The organism is Bradyrhizobium sp. 1200_D9_N1_1 (assembly GCF_052075915.1).
GTDB classification, from domain to species: Bacteria; Pseudomonadota; Alphaproteobacteria; order Rhizobiales; family Xanthobacteraceae; genus Bradyrhizobium; species Bradyrhizobium diazoefficiens.
Window position 1 is genome coordinate 7,915,594 of record NZ_CP197226.1, and the last position, 21,428, is coordinate 7,937,021.

14 protein-coding genes and 3 pseudogenes are annotated in these 21,428 nt (G+C 60.0%); 7 read left to right on the forward strand and 10 right to left on the reverse strand.

Going from position 1 to position 21,428, the window contains the following annotated elements; all coding sequences use genetic code 11:
- Nucleotides 1-167 precede the first annotated feature (167 nt).
- Genes AB5K84_RS37475 through AB5K84_RS37490 form a run of 4 tightly spaced genes read right to left on the reverse strand, consistent with a single transcriptional unit; the run spans nt 168 to nt 6,928 of the window.
- Entirely contained in the window at nt 168-1,337 is a 1,170-nt protein-coding gene (locus tag AB5K84_RS37475) for a Wadjet anti-phage system protein JetD domain-containing protein (protein ID WP_441232733.1), read from the reverse strand.
- Nucleotides 1,338-1,339: 2 nt separating this feature from the next.
- Nucleotides 1,340-4,774 carry an SbcC/MukB-like Walker B domain-containing protein gene (locus tag AB5K84_RS37480; RefSeq protein ID WP_018647407.1) on the reverse strand — a complete coding sequence of 1,145 codons (3,435 nt, stop codon included), beginning with the start codon at nt 4,772-4,774 and terminating at the stop codon, nt 1,340-1,342.
- Nucleotides 4,771-5,409, reverse strand: a complete 639-nt coding sequence (locus tag AB5K84_RS37485; protein ID WP_011084789.1) for a DUF4194 domain-containing protein — start codon at nt 5,407-5,409, stop codon at nt 4,771-4,773. Before AB5K84_RS37485 ends, AB5K84_RS37480 begins: the two co-directional genes overlap by 4 nt.
- Entirely contained in the window at nt 5,399-6,928 is a 1,530-nt protein-coding gene (locus AB5K84_RS37490) for a Wadjet anti-phage system protein JetA family protein (RefSeq protein WP_231166582.1), read from the reverse strand. The genes AB5K84_RS37485 and AB5K84_RS37490 overlap by 11 nt, the downstream gene beginning before the upstream one ends.
- A 471-nt stretch (nt 6,929-7,399) precedes the next feature.
- Between AB5K84_RS37490 and AB5K84_RS37495 the strand changes: the two genes are divergently transcribed.
- Nucleotides 7,400-7,651, forward strand: coding sequence for a helix-turn-helix domain-containing protein (locus AB5K84_RS37495; RefSeq protein WP_011084786.1), 252 nt, complete (start codon nt 7,400-7,402; stop codon nt 7,649-7,651).
- Complete coding sequence (locus AB5K84_RS37500; protein WP_011084785.1) at nt 7,651-8,970, forward strand: type II toxin-antitoxin system HipA family toxin; 1,320 nt, start codon at nt 7,651-7,653, stop codon at nt 8,968-8,970. Before AB5K84_RS37495 ends, AB5K84_RS37500 begins: the two co-directional genes overlap by 1 nt.
- A gap of 251 nt (nt 8,971-9,221) precedes the next feature.
- Here AB5K84_RS37500 and AB5K84_RS37505 read toward each other — a convergent pair.
- Nucleotides 9,222-10,216: pseudogene (locus AB5K84_RS37505) on the reverse strand (IS481 family transposase).
- Between the two features lie 213 nt (nt 10,217-10,429).
- Between AB5K84_RS37505 and AB5K84_RS37510 the strand changes: the two are divergent.
- The 4 genes from AB5K84_RS37510 (at nt 10,430) to AB5K84_RS37525 (ending at nt 15,098) form a co-directional block, all read left to right on the forward strand.
- Nucleotides 10,430-10,795, forward strand: a complete 366-nt coding sequence (locus tag AB5K84_RS37510; RefSeq protein WP_011084781.1) for a Nif11-like leader peptide family natural product precursor — start codon at nt 10,430-10,432, stop codon at nt 10,793-10,795.
- Nucleotides 10,796-11,511: 716 nt separating this feature from the next.
- Entirely contained in the window at nt 11,512-11,979 is a 468-nt protein-coding gene (locus tag AB5K84_RS37515) for a hypothetical protein (protein ID WP_026312699.1), read from the forward strand.
- A gap of 46 nt (nt 11,980-12,025) precedes the next feature.
- The gene (locus tag AB5K84_RS37520; protein WP_011084778.1) at nt 12,026-12,418 is read left to right on the forward strand and encodes a hypothetical protein; all 393 of its coding nucleotides are present in this window, start codon (nt 12,026-12,028) and stop codon (nt 12,416-12,418) included.
- Nucleotides 12,419-13,118: 700 nt separating this feature from the next.
- Nucleotides 13,119-15,098, forward strand: a complete 1,980-nt coding sequence (locus AB5K84_RS37525) for a RiPP maturation radical SAM C-methyltransferase (protein ID WP_011084777.1) — start codon at nt 13,119-13,121, stop codon at nt 15,096-15,098.
- 89 nt (nt 15,099-15,187) lie between these two features.
- Here the strand turns inward: AB5K84_RS37525 and AB5K84_RS37530 are convergent.
- A pseudogene (locus tag AB5K84_RS37530) lies at nt 15,188-15,312 on the reverse strand (aldehyde dehydrogenase family protein); the annotation flags it as partial.
- A gap of 99 nt (nt 15,313-15,411) precedes the next feature.
- Entirely contained in the window at nt 15,412-15,630 is a 219-nt protein-coding gene (locus AB5K84_RS37535; RefSeq protein ID WP_223153707.1) for a hypothetical protein, read from the reverse strand.
- Between the two features lie 392 nt (nt 15,631-16,022).
- On the opposite strand from AB5K84_RS37535, the pseudogene AB5K84_RS37540 reads away from it, so the two are divergent.
- Nucleotides 16,023-17,355 (forward strand): annotated as a pseudogene (locus AB5K84_RS37540) (IS5-like element ISBj2_B family transposase).
- A 376-nt stretch (nt 17,356-17,731) separates the two neighbouring features.
- Here the strand turns inward: AB5K84_RS37540 and AB5K84_RS37545 are convergent.
- From AB5K84_RS37545 to AB5K84_RS37555, 3 genes are all read right to left on the reverse strand, one after another.
- Complete coding sequence (locus AB5K84_RS37545; protein ID WP_370091571.1) at nt 17,732-17,959, reverse strand: IS3 family transposase; 228 nt, start codon at nt 17,957-17,959, stop codon at nt 17,732-17,734.
- Nucleotides 17,960-17,967: 8 nt separating this feature from the next.
- Nucleotides 17,968-18,267: a transposase gene (locus AB5K84_RS37550; RefSeq protein WP_011084772.1), complete on the reverse strand. Its 300-nt coding sequence runs from the start codon at nt 18,265-18,267 to the stop codon at nt 17,968-17,970.
- Nucleotides 18,268-18,472: 205 nt separating this feature from the next.
- Nucleotides 18,473-20,791 carry a S9 family peptidase gene (locus AB5K84_RS37555; protein WP_011084771.1) on the reverse strand — a complete coding sequence of 773 codons (2,319 nt, stop codon included), beginning with the start codon at nt 20,789-20,791 and terminating at the stop codon, nt 18,473-18,475.
- Nucleotides 20,792-21,428 lie beyond the last annotated feature (637 nt).

The window sequence follows — 21,428 nt, forward strand, 5'->3', positions numbered from 1 at the left end:
ATCTTCAAGCAACTGGCATGCCAATGCTGGTTGAGCGTTTTTATGAAGAAACGATGTCGGTTTGCCCGCAGCACGTAGTTGCGGGCGGTGCTGTTGTCGCGCTTGAAACAAATGACGTCCTGAGCGAGACAGCCAAAGCAGCAACCACGAGCGTCCGCGCGCATTTTCTAATGAAACTCTGGCAGGACTGGATCGAGTTCTTCCTGCTCGAGCGTCTTGGCTCCATCTTTCGCCAGGTACGCTGCCAGAGCTGCGATACCGGAGTCCGGTGGACATCGAGCGGGTGCGGATTTTTTGAACGGCACTTGTCCCAAACGCTCGGCAACTTCGACACTCATGAGGTGGGCACGGATCGGCCGGTCGACGGCGCGCTCGATGGTGTGGAAGATCCAGGTGCCGTCCGGATCGATGTCCGACCAATGAAAGATCGGCGTCTGTTCGGATACCAATCCTGCGATCGTCCGCAGCGCCTGCTGGGTGGCAAGCGAGGGGTACCCTCCGACATACATGGTCGTTCCTAATCGGCCGGGGTCCGCCTCGGCGATGTGCCGGTTGAAGCTTGCGAAATTTTCGATCGTTAGCACGTAGGCCGGCGGCTCCCGGAAGCGGACGCGATCTGCTTCCTTGGGAGTGATTCCGAGATACAGCGGAGAGATTCCGGAGAGGTCGGCTCCATCGAGGTCGATCTTGCCCGCGATCAGCAGCGGTGGCGCGAAGCGCTCAAGGCCGATTGCCCGGAGCGCCTCGCGTGGCCGCGCGCCGGGGGGAAACTCCAGGATGCCGCTCAGGAGCCGCACGACCGCGCCTTCGATCCGTTCGAGCGTTTTGCTGTGCCCCACCGTTCGTCTCGAGAAGGTCTTGTAGTCGACGCCAAGACGTTTGTTAGCCAGGATGGCCTGGGCGAGAACGAACGCGTCGCGCAGTGTCTCGACATCGGACGAAGCAACCCCGTGCCACGTTTTCCCCCGCCCCCATACCTCGGCGACTTGGGAAGCGCTGTTCTTCAGAGAGTCGTGCATCGCCGCCCCGGCGACAAGCCGCACAGCGGCATCCTCCGCGATGCGCGACGCGGGGGTACGGCGGAGATATCGGTATAGGATCTCCGCCGAGGCCAGCCGCACATGTGCCACTTGGTCGCGCATGGGGCCCCGCCCCCAACCAAGGGAGACCGCGCCGGCGCTTTCGGCTTCCCTGATCTGTTTCAGGAAGGCGTCCGCCGCGACTACTGATGGGAAAGCGGGGTAGTCCGGGTGGGCGATCGGGCTTGCGGCCCCCGCCTCGAAGCGGTTGAGCAGGTCGTTCAGCAGGCCGATCGCATCCGTGAAACGCCGAGCCATGGCTACTCGGCGGCCAGACGGGTGGCGAGCTCATCTTCGGACATCAGGTCCGGATCGATGGCCATCAGCTCGCGCTTGGCCTTCTCTTTCAGTTCCACCACAGTGGCCCTGGACTGCTCGCCGATGCGGTCCACCTCCACGATGGTGTCCATGTGCTCGAGCACGGCGACGCGCTTCTCGAACGGCGCCGCGATCACGAACTGCAGGCCGAGGTTTTTGTAAAAGCTCATCATCTGCCGCTGGTTCTTGCCGTCCATCTTGGAGAAGGCCTCATCGAACATGGCGAGCGCGAAACCGGCGGGCTTGCCGGCACGACGCTCCGCGCTGCCGTAGACGGCGGCCAGCGAAGCGCCGATGGCAACGTAGATAGGCACCTGTTGTTCGGCGCCAGACCCGGTGCCGCGCCGCTGCTCCCAGCGGGTCGAGCGGCCGGTGGCAACATCCTCCATGTGGATCTCGAAGGTGTAGAAGTTGCGGTAGTCCTCGAACTGGGTGAAATCCTTGTCGGGGTCCTCGAGCAGCGCCTCGAGTGCGACGATCGTATCCTTGTGCGGGAAGTCATCGGGCACGTCGCCCCGGAACAGCATATCGAGCGCCTCCGGAGAGGTTTTGGCGATCTCGATGATCTTCAGGATGGGCTGGAATTCCACCATCTGGGTGCGATGGAATGAATATCGCTCGTTATGGAACGGATGTGCGTAGAGGCTACGGTTCAACGATTGCAGCTCCCGCTCCATCTTTCCGATCCGGGCCGTGAGCGCGTTGATGAACTCGCCGCGCAGCAGGGTAGAGGCCTTTTCCGCCGCATCCCGCGCCTGCCTTTCGTACTGGCGCAGCTCATTGGATTCGATATCCGAGATCAGCTGCTCCATCCATGGCTTCACCTCCCGCAGCGGCTCGCTTTCCGCACCGACCTGCGAACTCATCCCGAACTGGTCGAAGTAATCGTAAAGAAGCTCGCGGACCCGTCGCTCGATCCGGGCGCGCTCGTTGTCGGACACATTCGCATCCTTCAAGGCCTTCTCGGCGATGGCCCGGTGTTTCTCAGCGAAGCCCTTTTGGGCTGCGGCATCGAGGCGGTCGCGGTAGACGGCCCTGCCTTTCGCGGTGGAGTAGAGTGGGAAGAACTTGCGGTATATCGACCGGGCGACCCTGAGGTTGAGTTCGGAGCCGGGCACGTTCTCGCCCTCTCCGAGCCTCCTCTCCGCCGACCTGACCTCGCCGTCATGCTCGCCGAACGCCTTCTGCTGTGTCTTTCTCTCCTCCAGCCTCTTCTCCTTCAGCTTTTGCTGCGCCCTCTTTTTGTCGCGAAGCCCGCCGTCCCCCGCGCCGTCGAGGGCATCGAGCCTGGCCTGAGCTTCAGCGACCTCAGTCTGCGCGGCCGCGAAGGCGGCCGCGCAAGCCCCCAGATCATTACGTCCCTCGCAGATGTTCTTCAGAGCGGCAAAAGCCTGCTCCGCGGCATGGGCCTCCTTCCCCTTGTCGATCAGGATCCGACCCAGCTCCTCGGCCTGATCCTGCAGGGATCGCAGGGCGTTCGCCTGGGCTGCCTTTCCGATCTTATACTGCGAGGATTCGATCCAGCGATGGCTCCGGACGAGTCCGTCGTCGTAGAGGCCGTCCTTCATTATCGCCCGGCCGGGCCTGTTGAACTGGTCGAGCGTGTCGGCGAGACGGACGTTGCCGTAGCGGCGCATGATGAAGGCCATCGCGTCCGGATCCTGGCTCCGGAAGATCGAGGGGAAAGTGCCGCGCTCCGGCTTGGCCCTGAACTGCTCGAGCTTGTTTAGGCTCACGAGCGATGCATGGCGAAACTCGCGGCGACCTTCCTTGAAGATTGACGTGGCGGCGCTGATATCCGCTCTGTCCACGAACACGGCTTCCCGGTCGCGACCGAGGAGCGCCTCGGCGGCTCCTACCCACTCGGGTTCGGCGACTTCGATGATGTCGCAGAGTACGCGCGGGACCATTCCACCCTGCCGCAGCCTGCGGCAGAGGAGTTCAGTGTCGTCGCCGAGATAGGCGCGCGCCCCTCCGGCGGCGTGCTGTCGGATCCGTTCGAGCACCTCGTCGCGCCTGCCGCGGAGGCCGGAAAGCTCCGCGATGATCCTTTGACGCGCTTCGTCGATCTTCGGCAGCCATTTGGCGCCGCTTGCCGCGAAGGACTTCTCGGCCGCGGTGACCTCGTCGGAGACGCCCCCGATGTCGGCCCCGGCGGTGGCGGTCAGAAGACGCTCAAGCGCAGGAACGAAGTCCTCGAAACCGTCCGCGCACATCGCGCGTAGCGGCTCCAGGCGACGGATGTTCTCCATGCGAGCCTTGAAGTCCGCCGAGGCGCGGTGCGCCGCCTGCCCGGCCACATCGGCGGTCTGCTGCAGGGACTTTCTGCCGGTCTTGGCATCGTGCTCGGCGATCGCGGCCGTGAGGCGTTCGATCTCCTTATCGATGGCCTTGACGTCGTCGTCGATGAATTCGAGTTCTTTTGCTGCGGCGTCCCGGCGCGCCATCTCGGTACGCCGCTTGGTCTTGAAGTCCAGGTTTGTCGCGCGCGCCGCGAGCCAAGTCGCGCGTTTTGCGACCCATTCCTCCCTGAACTTGGTCTCGAGCGCCTCTTCAAGCGCGGCGAGGACGCCCCGAAGCGCCCTTAGGGCTTCGAGCCTGAGGCGCATTTTCCGGATGGTCTCGCTGATGTTGCGGTATGTCTGGATCGACTCGCGCAGCTCCTTGATGCCGATCGGACTGTCCTCGAGGATGTAGTTCCGCACGAACTGCGTCGCCGTCTGGTTGTGATCGAGCGTCATCGCGTTGACGATTGATTTCTGCAGGGCGCTGGCGTTCTGTTCGCCAAAGGACGAATGCGGCAGAAGATGGCGCATGTACTCGCGGACATAGTCGCTCGCCCGGTCGCGATGATTGACGAAGTTGCCTTCGCCGACCGCTGCGACGATCCGGGCGCGCACGTCCTCCCACTGCGCCGGGAATTGCGACTTTCCTCGCTGCTCGATGAAGTCCTTGGAGCTCAGAACGGTCCCGACGGCTACGAAGAGTGCCAGCACGGTCTCCCTGCTGTCGGACTTGCGCGCCTCGAGCGCCATGCCGATCGTGACCGGTGACCGGGCGCCTTCCGTGTCTTCGAAACCGAGCGCGATGTAGGTGCGCGCCTCGTCGCGCCGGCGCTGATCTTCGCCGAGCGTCCCAAGGCAGTAATCGACGACGCTGCGCTTCGAGCCGCTGCGCGATTTTCCGCTATCGCCGGCGACCGCGTTCAGGCGCAAGAACCGCCGGCTCCCGCCGGTGAGAACGACCTGTGCCATGTCGAGGATTGTGGATTTGCCGGACCGGTTCTCGCCCAGGACCCCGACGTGTCCCCTCACGTCGATGTCGGCGACGTCGAATAGGTGCCAGTTCACCATCGTCAGGTGGCGTAGCTCCATCATGCCTCGTCTCCTGCGGGCTGCGGAAACCGCGCCTCCTCGCTACGGACGTAGCGCTCGAGCCGTTGGAGGGCATCGCCGCCACTGATCAGCTTAATCATCGGACGGATCCTGATCTCGCAGTCCTGCTGCTCGTCGTCAAAATCACCGATCTCGACCAAACTGCGTTGGGCGACCTCGCGCAGGATGTCCCGGAACCGGGCGGCCGAGATCGCGCCACCGCCGCCGTGTTGCGCCATCTCGCGGTAGCGATCGAACAGGTCGTTCAAAGTGGCCACTACGACGGCCCGGTCCTCGACTGCTCCGACGTTCACCTCCTGCTGCCAGTATGCCGCCAGCACCAGCATGACGATGGTTTCGTCGAGCTTCATCCGGGGCAGCGGCACGTCCTCGTCCATGGCGACGATGCCGGCCCACTGCGCCTCCGGATCGCGGTGGACGCGGTATCCGCAACTATCGAAGAAGCCGTCGACCACGTCGCGGAAGCGGCCGTCCATGATCGTGTTGTAGACTGTCCCGGTCCGGGGGTCTCCCGCGAACACGAACTGCCGCCGTAGCAGGAAGTGCTGCGCTTTGCGGAGGTCGGCTGCCTTTTCCGCGCCGAAGGAGCGCTCGACGTTTTCGAACTCACTGAGCATGAGCCGCCCTCGCCTTCCGGAGTGCGCCCGATCGCTTGACCAGGAAGTTGGCGCAACGGAGCCATTCGCTGTCGTGTGGGGGCGTGTCGGGGCACGGTTCGAGTTCGAACCCGGCCGCGACCTGCGCCGGAACCTCGCCTGTCAGCGCATATCGGCGGGCGCAATCGAAGGCGAGAAAGTCGTCCACGGTATCGATTTCCATGAAGCGGGCTTCCCTGGTCGCGAATGGCGGCACCTGGCCCTCGAGGAATCGTCTGACATCCTCGGGGCGGGGCGCGATGCGAGCGATGTACTCGAGGCGGAGCTTCTTGCGCAGTTCATACAACGGATCCGACGGCGGCTCGGCGAGCTCCCTTGCTTCGACGGGACGGCGCGGCTGCCTGGCCGGCGCCTGATGGTGCTCCGACCAGGGCGACCGCAGCGGCTCGATGCTCCATTCGATTGTCGCCTTGTGGTGCCTGCCGTCGCGCAGTAAGGCATCCAGGCGCCGCACCAGGCCGCCGGCCCGGCCGACGAGTCCCTGCCCGCCCCGCTCGGCGTACTTAATGGTGTTGCGGACCCGGGCTTCGAGCTGCCTGCGGAAGGCCTCGATCCTGTCGAACATCTCCCCGATCTGATCGAAGATGCTTTCGATAGCCAGCAGGTCGTCGGCCGCGGCCATTCGACCGTCCTCGATGTCGGCTGCCATGCTGGAAGCTATGTACTCCTCGGCGAGGACCTGCATGGTTTCCGGGCTGTAGGAGATCCTCCGCGCGAGATCGACGATGGCGTCGCGGAAGCGGTATGGATGGTTGACGGTGAGGATGGACTCGAAATCCTTCAGCAGGAGCTGTTCGATGAACTCCTCGAAAAAGGCTTCGAGCCGGGTAGCGACTGTTTTCGACTCCATGACGGTCCGTCGGACGCGCTTCAGGTCGGCCAGAATGGCCCGCAGACTCTTAGTGAACTGGTCGGCCTGATTGCGCGCCTCGCGGACGGCGAGCGCGGCTTCGCGCTGCTTGCGGTCGGTGATCTCAGGCCTCAGTTTTTCGACGGCCTCCAGGTTGAGGCGGATTTGCACGATCAAGCCGCCGAATCGCTGCGAGAGATCCTTGTTGAGGCTCGCGAGCCGTTGCAGCACGAGCAGCGGTCCCATAGCCATGTCCACAGTGACGCGAAGCCCGTATTCCTCCTCTTCAAGCCATCCCCAGACGAGCAGCCGGGCGTATAGTTGTCGGGCAAGACCGAGCGCCTTGTCGCCCTTCTCGGAAGCGAGCGCGACGTCGGCCTTCCGGATCCGGCGGCGTCTCGCGGAGATCATTTCCGGCAGGCTGCCGAAATCATCGCCCTCGTTCCAGAGGACGGGGTTGGCGCGCATGACGTCGTAGATGGCGTGGACCACCTGCTGCGGCGTCGGGAACGACGGCGCGCCTGAAAAGAAGCGTTCGTGCAGATCCAGCAGACACGCTGCGTACAGGTGCTTGTGATCGCGCGAAAAAGCTAAAAAGGCGTCGTCATGCAAATGGCGGAACAAGGTCAATGACGCGGCTCCTGGGCCCGACCTCATCCTGAGTTGGCGGCACTAAATGCACGGCCTGCCGGGCAAAATGTTAGTGAGAGTGGGTCTTGAAAACACAACCGGAAGATCAGTTCTTAGTATGTTCTAATATAGCTTTCCAGCTCAATCGCTGTCGAGACTCCAAAGGTCCGATCGGAGCTAGTGTCCGGTCTCAGATCGGGAACAATCCGGCCTCAAGTCATTGAATTTGTTGTTGTTACTATTGCGGCAAAATGGATACAAGGAGTTGCTTGGCACGATAGTGATACGAACGTTCGACATGTCGAGGAGGCTCTCTCGCCCACCGGCAGATTCGAGCCCAGCTCTACATCGATCATCAGCTTTAGCTTTTTAGTAATTTCAATATGCCTAGTATACGCGAAAGCGTATGATCTGTAGATATTCGCGGTCGCGTATATTGACAAATTATACGCGTTTGCGTATCATGCCTTTATGGATACGATTGCCCGCACCCCCCAGCAAATCGGCGCCGGGATCAGGCGCTACCGGCGGCAGAAGAAGCTCACCCAGGGGGACCTCGGTGAGAAGATGCATGCGCGTCAAGCGACGGTCTCGAAGCTGGAGGCCGGTGAACCTGCAACGCAGCTGCGCATCTTGATGGATGCGCTGGCCGCGCTCGACCTCGAGCTGGTCATCCGGCCGCGCACCAAATTGACGGCTGAAGCGATTGAGGATCTGTTCTGATGGCGCGTCGCCCTGCCCGCGCGCCGCTCAACGTCTACCTCAACGCACGGCTGGTCGGGCGGCTGCGGCGCGAGAGCAGTGGCGCAATCGATTTCCAGTATGACAAGCAGTGGCTCGCGTGGGAAAATGCCATCCCCGTTTCCGTGTCGCTGCCATTGCGGGAGGATCGTTATATCGGCGATCCCGTCGTCGCTGTTTTTGACAATCTTCTGCCCGATAATGACGACATCCGCCGACGCGTCGCCGAACGCGCGCATGCTGATGGCGCCGATGCTTACAGCCTGCTCTCCGCCATCGGCCGCGATTGCATCGGGGCGCTGCAATTCCTTCCCGACAGTGCCGCACCCGGGGGCGCCGGCGCCATTGATGGCCGCGCCGCTAGCGATCAGGAGATCGCCGCCATTCTCGGCAACCTTGCCAGCAATCCGCTCGGCATCGGCCCCGACCAGGACTTCCGCATTTCTCTCGCGGGCGCGCAGGAAAAGACAGCGCTGCTTTACTGGAAAGACAAGTGGCACGTGCCTCATGGCACGACCGCAACTACGCACATTATCAAGCCGCAGATCGGGAAGTTGCCGAACGGAATCGACCTGACCGGCAGCGTTGAAAACGAGCATCTGTGCCTTGAGCTGGTTGCGGCACTCGGCTTGCCTGTCGCCAAATCAAGCATCATCGATTTCGCCGGGCGCCGCGTGCTCGCAGTTGAGCGGTTCGATCGCATCTGGACGCGCGACGGCCGCCTGTTGCGGCTGCCGCAGGAAGACTGCTGCCAGGCGCTGTCCGTTCCACCCGCGCGAAAGTATGAATCCGATGGCGGACCCGGCATCCGCAAAATCTCGGATTTCCTCAAGGGCAGCGATACGCCTGAGGACGACCAGGCCATTTTCTTCAAGGCGCAGATCGTGTTCTGGCTGCTTGCCGCCACCGATGGCCACGCGAAGAATTTTAGCATTCATTTGGCGCCGGGCGGTCGTTTTCATCTTGCACCGCTTTACGACATCATTTCGACCCAACCGAGCTTGGACGCTGGACAGATCAGCCAAAACCAAATGAAGCTGGCCATGGCGATCGGCAGCAACCGGCATTACATCGTCCACACGGTTCTCGGCCGACATTTCGTGCAGACTGCGAAAAGCTGCGGTCTACCCGACAAAACAGTCAAGGTTGTCATCCAGCAGCTCGGCGATACAGCCGCAAAGGCCATAGATCAGGTGCTGAATGCGCTTCCAAAAGGATTTCCGGAGAAGATGGCCATATCGATTGCTGATGGCGCAAAGCGCCGTGTGAATTCGCTGGCTGTGCTCAAGAGTAGTGAATGATCGCCGGTTTGCGCAAGCGTACGATGACCTCCGTGAACGGTGGCAGGAAGACCGGATCTACCAAACCAAACCTGGAAGCTGCCTACCAGAGGAGCAGCAGCGCGATCAGCAACAGGGAGCGTTGCCCGAAAGCAGCCAACCAGCGGCTCAAGAAACGGGCCCGGTTCAAGAACGGCGATTGCCGCTCTCCTTCGACGGCGAGCGGCCCGCGCCGTCCGTATGCAAGCTCCAACAGCGACTGCGTTTCCAAACTAGGTGTTTAGTCCCGGCATTTGCTGGAGCGGATTAAGTTTGAATCGTTCTGGCTGGGAAGTCCAGCATTTGCAGATGTATTCGTAGGGCGTGAGGCCCTTCAGGGTCTTCAGCCGGCGAGCGAAGTTGTAGGCGCGGACGAAGTCGGCGAGGTGGCTGCGCAACTCGTCATGCGTGTCGTAGTGGAAGCGCTTGACTGTGGCCTCCTTGATGGTGCGGTTCATCCGCTCGACCTGGCCGTTGGTCCAGGGATGCTTAGGCTTGGTCAGGCAACGATCGATATCATTGCGGGCGCAGGCCACCTCGAAGGCATGAGCCCAAAATGGTTGCTTTCGTTCGATCATGGCTTTGATATCGGCCACAGTCCAACTCCCACCGCTTGGGTCGGTGAGTGGGTGCCGTTGTCCGTCAGAACGGTGTGGATCTTGTAAGGGACTGCCTTGATCAAGTTCCGCAAGAAGTCGGCTGTGACACTCGTGGCTTTTCGTGCAACTCGGTGAAGGCGCACTTCGAGGTTCGATCGATTGCGACGAAGAGATAAAGCCCTCCCATCGCGGTGCGAACCTCGGCGATGTCGATGTGGAAGTATCCGAGATAGCTTTTGAACTTGCGCCTTACGCCCTTGCCATCCTCCACGTCGGAAGCCGTGAGATGCCATGGCGCTGAAGACAGCGATAAAGCGATGAGCGTGTCAGATGCGGGATTGTCGCCTGGAGAGCATAAAGGCAGTCATAGTCATCCAGCGGCAGCAGCGCATGCTTGCAAAAGGCGACGATGATGGCCTCCTTCTCAAGCGACAAACTGGTGGATTTTGGCTCTCTCGGGCCGGTCGGAAGATCGGCCACCGAACCGCGCTTCTTCCATTTTGCGACGGTCTTCGGATTGATCCATAACGCTTGGACAGCGCCCCCAGGCTCTCTTGACTATTTTGTATTGTTCGACGGATTGCCTCCGTCGTTGTGGCGCAGCCGTGAAGAACCTGCTCCGTTTGGATACTGTCAACGAAAACCTCGTCCCGCGTAGCGGGCCGATTGTCAGTTCGGCAACAAAGTGTCACCAAGTGGACGATACGCAGGGTCAGAAAAACGAAAAATCAGCAATCTTCAATTCGGCACGCCTCTTGCCCTGTTAACGGCGTCGGCACCAATCGCTTGTGAGCCCGAGATGGATGATTTGGCGACTTTGAGCAAAGGCACGGAGACTGGCTGTGTCGCGAACTGACGTAGAGCGATTCGTCAACGATCTGGGGAACGACGGTGGTCTGCTTGAACGCGTAAAACCAATTGCTACCGGCCTTGCATCGATTGTCGCGATCGGAAAGAGCCTCGGCTACAGCTTCACACCTGATGAAGCTAAAAGTTGCATTCGAGCTCGACAGAAGTTGACGACTAAACCGCTCGCCGGTGGCACTTTTAATTCGAGTGATACGATCTCGACCGGCGCTGTTCAGGCCCTTGCAGAGGTGGCCACGAGCGGCGCGCAAGCCGCGGAAGCGGCCTCTGACCACGCCACAGCAGTTGAGCCCGTTGCAGTTGTTGTGGTTGTTATTGTAGCGGTCGTGGCCGAGGTCTGACATGCCTTCGCTCTGACCGCATCGGGTGGTTGCTCGAGGAGGCGATGAAGTGCGATGAAGTGCGATGAAAACATGAAGTAAGCTTCGTCAATGACACACGCTGCCGCCGAGCACTACCGACAGATTTTTGACCGGCGTACCCCGGAGCAACTGCGCACGCTATCGCATCTCAAACGCTTCATGGAGCGGTTAGTCGGTGACGAGGAGTTCCGCAGGGCGCTTGCGGAGGCAATCGCCACCCCTCGAGCGGTAACAGAGCGGTACGGCATCAATGTGGATCCAATGGAGGTGCTGCCGCTCTGGCGCGGTGGCTACCAACAATACCGCTTCAAGCCGGAGTCTGCGCCGTGGCCGCTGGCTGTGATGTGGGATGAGTATCTCCGCGAGATGATGCGTCATCGCGACCTCTTGCGCGACGAAGGCGAGATGTCGACGATCAATCCTCGCTTTCATGCTTGGCGCGAGCGGCAAATCCGGCGCTGCAATGACCAATTGGGCGTGTCGGCGGCGTCGCTCACGCACCCCATAATCGCTTTCGAGCTAAGCGAAGGCTGCAGCGTCGGTTGTTGGTTCTGTGGCCTCTCGGCCGATCGCTTTACAGGCTATTACGACATAGCAAAGAGCATGCAGCGCTTTGGCGGGGCGTGGTTGGTGTCGCGAGCGAAATGTTTGGTTCTGCAGTCCGCACGGGCTTCTGCTACTGGGCCACAGATCCTATGGACAACCCACACTACGATCGCTTTCTGTTCGACTACTATCAGATTACGGGCGCGTTACCGCAAACAACAACCGCAGCCCCACTCAAGGATCCGGCACTCACCAGGCACGTGCTCGGGCTCTTCAATCTATATCGCACGACGACGAATCGTTTCTCCGTGCTGAGCAGGGCCCATCTTAATCAGGTTCACACGGCCTTTTCGCCTGAGGAGTTGCTAGGAGTCGAACTCATCCTGCAGGGCAAGGAGGCGCAGACAGCAAAGGCCATGGTCGGGCGCGCGCGCGAGCGGAAGGAGAAGCGCAGGGGCGCTAACAAGGACGGTGCAATCGCCTTTCTGGAACGCAATCACACGACGATCGCCTGCGTTTCCGGCTTCCTCGTAAATATGCGGCAGGGGCGTTTACGACTGGTGACGCCGGTGCCGGGTAGCGATCGCTGGCCTCTCGGGTACCCGCATTCTGGGTGAACGCTTCTTCAGCACGCCTGACGGTTTCCGGGGCGGGCTGCAGAGCATGATCGAACAGTATATGCTCGAGAGCCCAGCCCATGACCTGCCGATCCGCTTCCGCAGGGACCTGCAATATAAGGCAGGGAACCGGTGCTTTCATCTTCGCTCACGCAACATGGAACACCGCGTGCTCGACGACATCGCCCCGATTTCCGTTGGCCCTTTGATCGCGGACGGCAACTGCACAATGTCGGAGCTGGTTATTCGGGTCGCAGCTGACGGAACAACCCTCCTTGGGGTCGCCGACTTGCTCGATCAGTTGTACATGACCGGGCTGATCGAAGAAGACCTCGACGACTGCTTCATCTGGCAGACCGGTGACTGGACGACGAGGCGCATCGAAGGAGTCAAACACGCGTCCTCCCATACGGGTGCAGATTGTGCCGATTCGCATTGAGGCACTACTTAGCCTCAAGCGACAGCAGCATCCCACCATCCAGCAGTGCTGAGCGCGATGACATGCCGCTCCGCATCCACGGTCCCTGGCTTCGTGGCGTGCACAACCGGCGTGACAAAAGAAGACCAGCGGGGTTCCGCGCTTGCGGCTTCGAGCCAAGCCCTCATTTCGGGCATCAGCGGTGCACGACTGGGACGCACGCGGTTAAGTCGAGAATGGCTTGCCCCGCCCAGTGGTCAATCAAATGGTTCTGCCAGACGACGGTGCCGCTGGTTCCGGAGAGGTCGTGGCTTTTCGTGGCGCGCCACTGCAACTTGCACTGGCGGTGATCCCTGCTAGCGGACGACGACGCGCCTGAAACTTTGATAGGTCCATGTGAATGACGACGTCAGTCCGTTCATCAATGATGAAAAACAGCGAGTCTCACTCGAGGGTGGCGCCGCTAAATACCAGAGCGGAGCCGCGTGCAGGCAATTATTCCCCGTTCGGCTCCAGCACTCTCTGCTTGCTCATGCCGTCCAGTCGCCGGGCAACGAACGTGACGCGGAAATCGTGGCTCGAAGCGGGCTGCCCACTAGCCGAATTAGCGACTTCATGTTCACGGCTCCGGTCAGGAGTCGCGCAGAATTCACTTTGCCGTCCGGCGCATGAGACTATGGCATGGCGAACGCACCTGTGCGCACATCATGAATAACGTGGAATGATTATGAGTATCGCTGTGCCAATCGTCCTAGTCAACATGCCTGTGTCGGCAGTCGAAAGGCCGTCACTGGCGCTTGGTCTGCTGAAATCAGCGCTGACCCAGGCTGGACTGCAATCCACCATAGCATATGCCAACATCTGGTTTCTAGAATACATAGGCATCGCCGACTATGGACCTCTTGAGAATTGCCCGCCAGAGGAGGCACTGGTTGATTGGCTGTTCGCGGGCATTGCTTTTCCCGGCTTCGAACCCGAACAAAACGCCTTCCTCGACCTCTATTTCGAGCGCAACCCGATACACGCAGGCAAAGGTATGGCCGAGCGTCGCGCGAATTTCCTTAGGCTGCGCTCGCTCATCGGCGGGTTTATCGACTGGACGGCTGACAAGATATTGGCGAAGCGGCCGGCTATGGTCGGGTGCAGCTCGACCTTCACCCAGCATGTCCCCTCGCTCGCGTTGCTGCGCCGGCTGAGCGAGCGCTCACTTGATCTTGTCACCCTCATGGGTGGAGCGAACTGCGAGTCGGTAATGGGGCGCAGCACTCACGCGCGTTTCCCATGGGTCGACTATGTCGTGTCGGGCGAGGCCGACGCACTGATCGGCCCGCTGTGTTGGGACATCCTAAATCGCGGCAGAGACATCCCGCCTGCTGACCTGCCATTTGGCGTTTTCGGCCCGACGCATCGCGAGGCCGGCTATCCCGCGGCGTCGACGCGCGACTTAGTGCCCCGCGCCGTGATCGAGAACATGCGTGACCTGCCGCTGCCGGATTTCTCGGACTATTTTGCGGAGGTTGAGGCGTCGCTCTACGCCGACCGCATCCATGCTGGGCTGCCGATGGAGTTCTCTCGCGGCTGCTGGTGGGGCGAGCGCAGTCATTGCCTGTTTTGCGGGCTGAACGGCGGATCGATGACCTACCGCCAGAAGCCCGCGGGGCAGGCCGCAGCGGAGATGATTGAGATGTCGGCGCGCTACGGCTCGTCGCGCATCGAAGCTGTAGACAATATTATGGCCATTGACTACCTTGAAAAGGCGCTCCCTCACCTCACCGCGCTACCCGAGAAGCTCGCGATCTTCTTTGAGGTCAAAGCCAACCTGAAGCGCCACGAAGTGGAAAAGCTGGCTGCCGCCGGCGTCCGCTGGATTCAACCGGGTATTGAGAGCCTGGATACTCGTGTTTTGAAGCTGATGCGCAAAGGAACGACCTCAGCGCACAATGTTCAGCTGTTGAAGTGGTGCCGTCAGTACGGCGTGCGGGTCAGTTGGAGTTTATTGTGGGGCTTTCCCGGCGAGTGTGATGCATGGTATGCGGAAATGGCCTCTTGGTTGCCGTTGCTGCATCATCTGCAGCCGGGACCTGCGGTACGCTTGCGATACCAGCGCTACAGCCCCTATCATTACACAGCTGAGAAACATGGACTGAAGCTGCTCCCGGCCGCCCCCTATCGCTACGTGTATCCGCTGTCGGAGCGCGATCTCTCGGAACAGGTATACTACTTCGAAGACAGCGAAGACCACGATGTCGGCGGCCATTTCACACCGCGCGACGAAAACCGCCCGGGGCTAAATGCCGTCGCCAAGGGCATCGATGCCTGGCTGAAAGCCTGGAGGGGGCCGACTTTCTCTATGCTGTCGATGCAGGACAACGGCGACGAAATCATAGTCGAGGACACGCGAGCCATAGCAATCGAGCGCGAACACCGCGTCAGAGGCCTCGAGCGAGAAATTCTTCTGGCCGCGGACGAAGGCTCGCCTGAAACTCGCCTGTGCGATCGGCCGGGCGCGGCGAATGTAATGCAGGGCGAGATTGATGAGGCGATAGCTAACATGATCGCCCGCAAACTGATCGTACGGCTTGACGCGCGGCTGGTTGGGCTCGCGTTATGGCATCCATATACGCCAATCCTTCCCCTGACTGCGTTCCCTGGTGGCTATCTCGACCGACGCTCCACGCCAGTGGCCCTCCCGCGCGAATAAGGAAAACTGCGGTGTGCACTTCGCAGGGCCACACCCCTCGCCTGTCTCCTTTGCTTGGCGCTCGCGCCAGCCTTGTCATTTTTTTCGCCCGCGTCGTTGAGCACAATCAACGGCGTCGAGCCCAAAGCTCCAACATATATGGTTTGAGATATTTGGCCGAAGCGGCGGCGATAATCGCGCCAACCCTAGTGGAGCCGATGAAGTTTATGCGGCGTTCGTTCCGCATTAGATAGCTTAAATATGCGCTACGAACTGCATCGCTCGATTTTCGTAGACTACTTCATCGGGCGAAAAGGAGAAACCGCATCGAACTTCAACTGTTTGACACAGGTTGCAGCTGCCAAAGCGTCGTGTAGTTTATCGGTTCGATCATCGGCTGTAATCGATCCAACTGCTTCGCCGCGTCCAGATCGACACATAGACTTACATTCGTGAGCGACGATGTCGTCACGACTGCACCATCATAAAATGCAGGCAACCCGCGCATCGTTTCGATGCCGGGGCGAATCCCCTTATCGTCCTCGATCATCATTTGCCGCATTTCCAAATTTATCCGGCGGACATCGAAGAATAGAGCCCCTCACGATTCACTGCATCTCCCTTAAGCTGTAAAACGATATGATGAACCGGTCCACGATTGCTATGCCGACGCGTAGGGTCAGGGCCTCGCTCGGCCGCGAAGCTTCTCGTCGGGCTGGTCAACGCTGGATTTGGAGTGCCTGTCAGGTTCCATGGCTCGATTGTTCTGATCCTCACCAGTTGTCCGTGAACAAGCCTCCAAGCACTTGATTGAGAGTCTGTTTTCCGGTTGCGGCGGCATTTGAGATTGCAGGGGATTGGGGCTTCACAGCAAAAACCTGCAATTTCGATTTTGGATTTCCCTGCCGCTGCGAACCGTGATTCTGTGCTGCATCGGAGGGACCGATGCGACCAAAGAAGCACAGGACGACAGGCTCGAACGATCTGTTCCGGTCCCGGCTGGACCAGATCATCAACATGCGACACGAGCTGGTTCTGCTCGCCGGCAGGGTCGATTGGGACTGGATCGACGGCGAGATCGCGCCGCTCTACAGCGACAACGGCAGGCCGGGTATCGCGACCCGCTTCATGATCGGATTGCTGCTGCTCAAGCACATCTACGAGGGGGTGTGCGAGCGCTGGGTCCACGATCCGTACTTCCAGTTCTTCACCGGCGAAGAGTTTTTCCAGCACGTTTTCCCGCATGAGCGCTCAGACCTGAGCCACTGGCGCAAGCGGCTCGGCGACAAGCTGGAGCGGTTGTTGGCCGAGAGCCTTCGCGTGGCGCACGCGAGCGGTGCGTTGCGCAGCCAGGACCTCAAGCGGGTCACGGTCGACACGACCGTCCAACCGAAGGCCATCAGCTTCCCGACCGACGCCAAGCTGCTGCATGCAGCGATCCGCGGGTTGAACCGCCTGGCGAGGAAGCACGGGGTCAGGCTCCGGCAATCCTATGTTCGCGTGGCCAAAAGCGCGGCGATGATGGCGGGCCGCTACGCTCATGCCAAACAATTCAACCGGCATCAGCGACAGCTGCGCATCCTGCGCAGCCGGCTGGGCCGGATCATCCGCGACATTCGCCGCAAGACCGAGGGCCAGGCCGCATTGGAGGGGGCATTCGCCCTGCCGCTGAGCCGAGCCACCCAGATCGGCTCGCAGCAGCAGCGCCAGCGCGGCTGGAAGTTGTATTCCTTCCATGCTCCGGAGGTCGAGTGCATCGGCAAGGGCAAGGCCGCCGCCCTATGAGTTCGGCGTGAAGGCCTCCATCGTCACCAACAACCAAAGAGCTCCGGGCGGCTTGTTCGTGCTCCACGCCTGCTCGCTGCCGGACAACCCCTACGACGGTCACACCCTTCGCAACGTCATCGAGCGCACCGAGAGCCTCACCGGCTGCCCGATCGAACGGGCCTATGTCGACAAGGGATATCGCGGCCACGACACACAAAATCCCCGCCGCGTCTTCATCTCGGGCCAGAAGCGCGGCGTCTTCGGCGTCATCAAGCGCGAGCTACGCCGCCGTTCCGCCATCGAGCCCATCATCGGACACATGAAGAACGAAGGTCACCTTGGCCGCTGCTATCTCAAAGGCCGCGCCGGAGATGCCGCTAACGTTCTCCTCTCGGCCGTTGGCCACAACCTCCGCCGTGTCCTGGCTTGGCTCAGAGACCTTTTGTCCCTCTTCCTGCTCTCACTCTGGCCAACGCTCAACTGTCCAGTTCAGCCCAATTCGGCTTATTAACGATCGACTCACCACGCTCATTGGAGAACGTAGAGGTTTCTCAACCTCCGAGCTAAGCTCGGATCCTCCGCGCGAGCTACGGAGGGTTCAGTTCGAGAAGCTGATTGACGCGCTCGAAAACAACAGCCCGGCGAAATCGACACTCACCTTTGCAATTTACCGGCCGAGCCAAGAGCCGCTTCGAAGGCATTGCGTTGGTCAAGTGTCCAGAGATCTCAGAATGGGGCGCTAGCTTCCGAGAAGCTGACGAGCCTCGGCCCAATGCTTGGTTCGATGTTGAGAACGCCGTCGAGTTTTAACCGGCAGGGGTGCTAGCGGCAGCAACAGCTGAACGGTGAATGTCCCGTATGATCTTCCCCCAAAAAATTAGACGGGTTTAGGCGACGTTTAGCTCCATCTCGATCGGGGCGATATATCCCACGGCGGAATGGAGCCTTGTTCGGTTATAGAAGCCCTCGATGAAGGCGAAGATATCACGCTGGGCGTCGGCGCGGGTCTTGTAGTTGCGATGATGAACGAGTTCGGTCTTCAAGGTATGGAAGAAGCTATTGCGCCTCCAATAAGCTGACGGCCGCTGCCCTCCCGGCCGCAGAGAATAGCACAAGGCTGTTTCTAACCCGCGCAGCGTGCAACGGCTCTGGACAGTTTTTTAAAATGTCGCGCTCGTTCGGTCTCCTGGCGCAGCCGGGCGATCTCCGAAGCCTGGTCCGCCGACATCGGCGTCACCTGCGTGGTGGGGCGCCACCTCGCCGATGCCGGCTCCTGCCGGAGCTTGTCGACCCAGCGCCGCAGCACCGAGTCGCGCAGACCGAGCTCCTTGGCCACCGACGTGACCGTGCGACGGCTGGACACCACCAACTCGACGGCCTGGCGCTTGTACTCCTCGGTAAATGACCGACGTTGACGTTCCATTCGACACCTCCGGGCTCAATGAGCCTACTACAGGTGTCCACTCATTCGGAGGAGGTTCAGCGCCTGTCCCAAAACTCCCAAAGAGTCATAGATGACTGTGCTTTTGCTTACTAATGCTGAGAGACAAGCGAAATCGGAGGGCGCTCGTTCGAGTCGCCACGGCGTTGGACCTAAATGATGATAGCTCTTCGCGCAATCATGGCCCTTAATTGGGTTTCAGCAGCTCAATCGGTAGGGCGTTCCAGTTAGGTGGTATCTGCCCAAGAATATTGCGAACGAAGAAGTCCAGAAGCTTGAGCTCGCTATAATTGCCGGGCGCTCCGTGATCTGCACTGGGTACCACAAGCATGTCGAAGTATTTTCCTGCCTTGATGAGCCGATCAGCCATCTGGAAGGTAGAGGACGGATCGACATTGCGGTCCATTTCGCCGACAACGAGCATCAACTTACCCTGTAGTCTGTGGGCGTTGTCGATGGCGGAGGACAGCGAATATTCGATACCAACCGGCCAACCCATCCACTGTTCATTCCACCATATCTTGTCCATCCGGTTGTCGTAACAGCCGCTGTTAGCCACCGCCACCTTGTAAAAATCAGAATGGAAGAGCAGCGCGCTCACCGCGTTCTGCCCGCCGGCGGACCCGCCAAAAATGCCGACGTTCGAAATATCGTACCATGAATACTTCGCGCTCGCCGCCTTATGCCATAGAATCCGATCGGGAAAGCCGGCGTCCTTTAAATTCTTCCAGGCAATGTCGTGGAACGCGCGCGAGCGATTGTTCGTACCCATTCCATCGATCTGAACGACGATAAACCCCATTTGGGTGAGCGGCTCAACCAAGGCCGAGAACGACTTCGGAACGAAAGAACCCGTAGGGCCGGCATAGATGTTTTCCACCACCGGGTATCTCTTGTTTCGATCGAAGTTGAGGGGCTTGTGAATAACCCCCCATATATCGGTCTCGCCGTCCCGGCCCTTGGCATGGAAGCTGAGGGGCGGCTGCCAGCCGGAGGCGATGAGTTCCGAGATATCGGCGCTCTCAACCTGCATCAGCTCGGCATTATCACTGGCGCGATACAGCGCCAAGCGCGGCGGGACATCGATGCGTGACCACAGGTCGACATAGTAGCGGCCGTTAGGCGAAAACTCAATGTGATGGTTGGCCGGTTCAGGAGTGAGCGCGGTCAGTCCGTTCCCATCGAAGTCGACACGGTAAGCATGGACAAAATAGGGATCTTCCCCTTTGTCCCTCCCGCTCGCACCAAACCAAATCTGGCGCTTGACCGGATCGACGTAGTAGACCGCGCGAACCACCCAATCTCCTCTAGTGATCTGGTTTTTGAGCTCGCCGGTTCGGCCATCGAAGAGGTACAGATGCTCGTATCCATCGCGCTCGGACGCCCAGATGATCTCCTTTCCGTCCTCAACGTCGTAGCGGAAGAACTTTCCAGTTTTCTGCTGGTCCATCACCAGAGGCTGGTAATCGATGAAGGTAATGCTGCGCTCATCAATCAGAGAGCGCACCTTACCCGCAGCAGCTTCCACCTCGACAAGTCGATAGAGTTGGTGCCCGCGCTGATTATACTCGAAGGTGAACCCGCGACCATCCTTCCACCACTTGATCGGCGAAAGGTGGTAGGGATTTGGAAAGGAAGCATTGTCGATTTCAATCTTGCTCTGCATGATGATGTCAAACAGCACCGGCTGGAGCAGCGGCAAGGCATCACCCGGCTTCGGATACGTCATCGTCGAATATCTAGGTTGAAGCTCGTCCGTCGGGGACGATTCGATGTAGTGGATCTGACGTTTGTGGCCTGGACGGATGCGGTAAGCCGCGAGGTGACGCGAATCTGGAGACCATCTTAGCGTCGAGAAAGCATAGTAGTTGCCTTCCGATCCGTCCCAGGTCAAAGGGATGTCCTGCAAGCCGTCCTCGCTGCGCAGGAAGATATTGTATTTTGTAGTATAGGCCAACCATTTGCCGTCAGGGGATATGCTTGTGTTCTCCGGATCGTTCTCCGCGGGCGGAGTGGGGTCATAGCCCATCTGTTGATGGACGTCCGGGTGCATGGCATTGGCTGTGCAGCCATAGCTTACGAGGTCGCATGTCCACCGGGTGTTGTCGATGTTGAAGGTGATCATGCGAGCATCGTCGGCCAGCTCGAAACGGTCGAACGGCAGATTGTCGGCCTTATAGTTCTCGAGGCTTGCCCTGGCCAGCGCCGCCGCGAGGCGGGTATGATCAAAAGCCGGCTGCTTTCCGCCAGTGGCAGCATCGACCTGCATGAACTGGTGCTTGCCTTGAGTCGTCCGTCGGTAGACGAACGCTTCGCCCTCTGCGAGCCAGAACGGAACGTCGGGCATATTGACAGTGAGCTGGTTATATTGAGCGCCGATCGTTAGCGCTCGCTCGTAATCGGACGGCACCAGCAGCGGCTTTGCAATGTTGTCGGCCGGAGCCTGCGCGGCTGCCAATCCCTGCTGACCCAGCAGCGCAAGCATGAAAGCGCCGAGCTTGTACATGATCGTTCACTCGTCCTCGTTGTGTGGGGATAACGGAGGCTGGGGTTGACCTCACGAAATTGGCGCAGCTGCGTTCAGTGTCTCCTCCAAAGCCCAGCACTGACCCTTGCGCACAAAGCGTCCTAAACGTTGCACGCAAGTCTTGGGCCAGAATCAGGCTCCGATCTCCCAGACACCTGAGTGGGCGACTGGGCGGCACGGTCTAAAGCTGTGATCACCGCTCTGGCCCCCGGCCAGGGATGCAGGGGTATGGACGACGTCGCCATAGATAGATGGGCCTAGGGGTCACTGAAGATGTCCGGCATAGCCGCCACCGCCGTGCACGCCAATATAATTCCCGGTCCAGCTCCACAGTGTCGGATGAAACCTTCACCGCTGGATCGAGATCCGCCGAATTCGCGCCACCGCAAGCGGCAAGCGTAACTGCTGCCGCGCCCCGTATAAGAACTCCAGGTCGCATATCACCTCACGAACAACACATGTGCGCGCCATCCGCAACGACGTTCGATGTCGTGGCGTCGCTTCTACGCCCCTGGTGGTGAGCAGACTCCATGCCAGCGAAGCGATGCGCATTCCCGACGGCTTCCGATAGCTATGTCGCTTACGCGACAAGGCTAGCGATTGTTGAGGCAAGCCG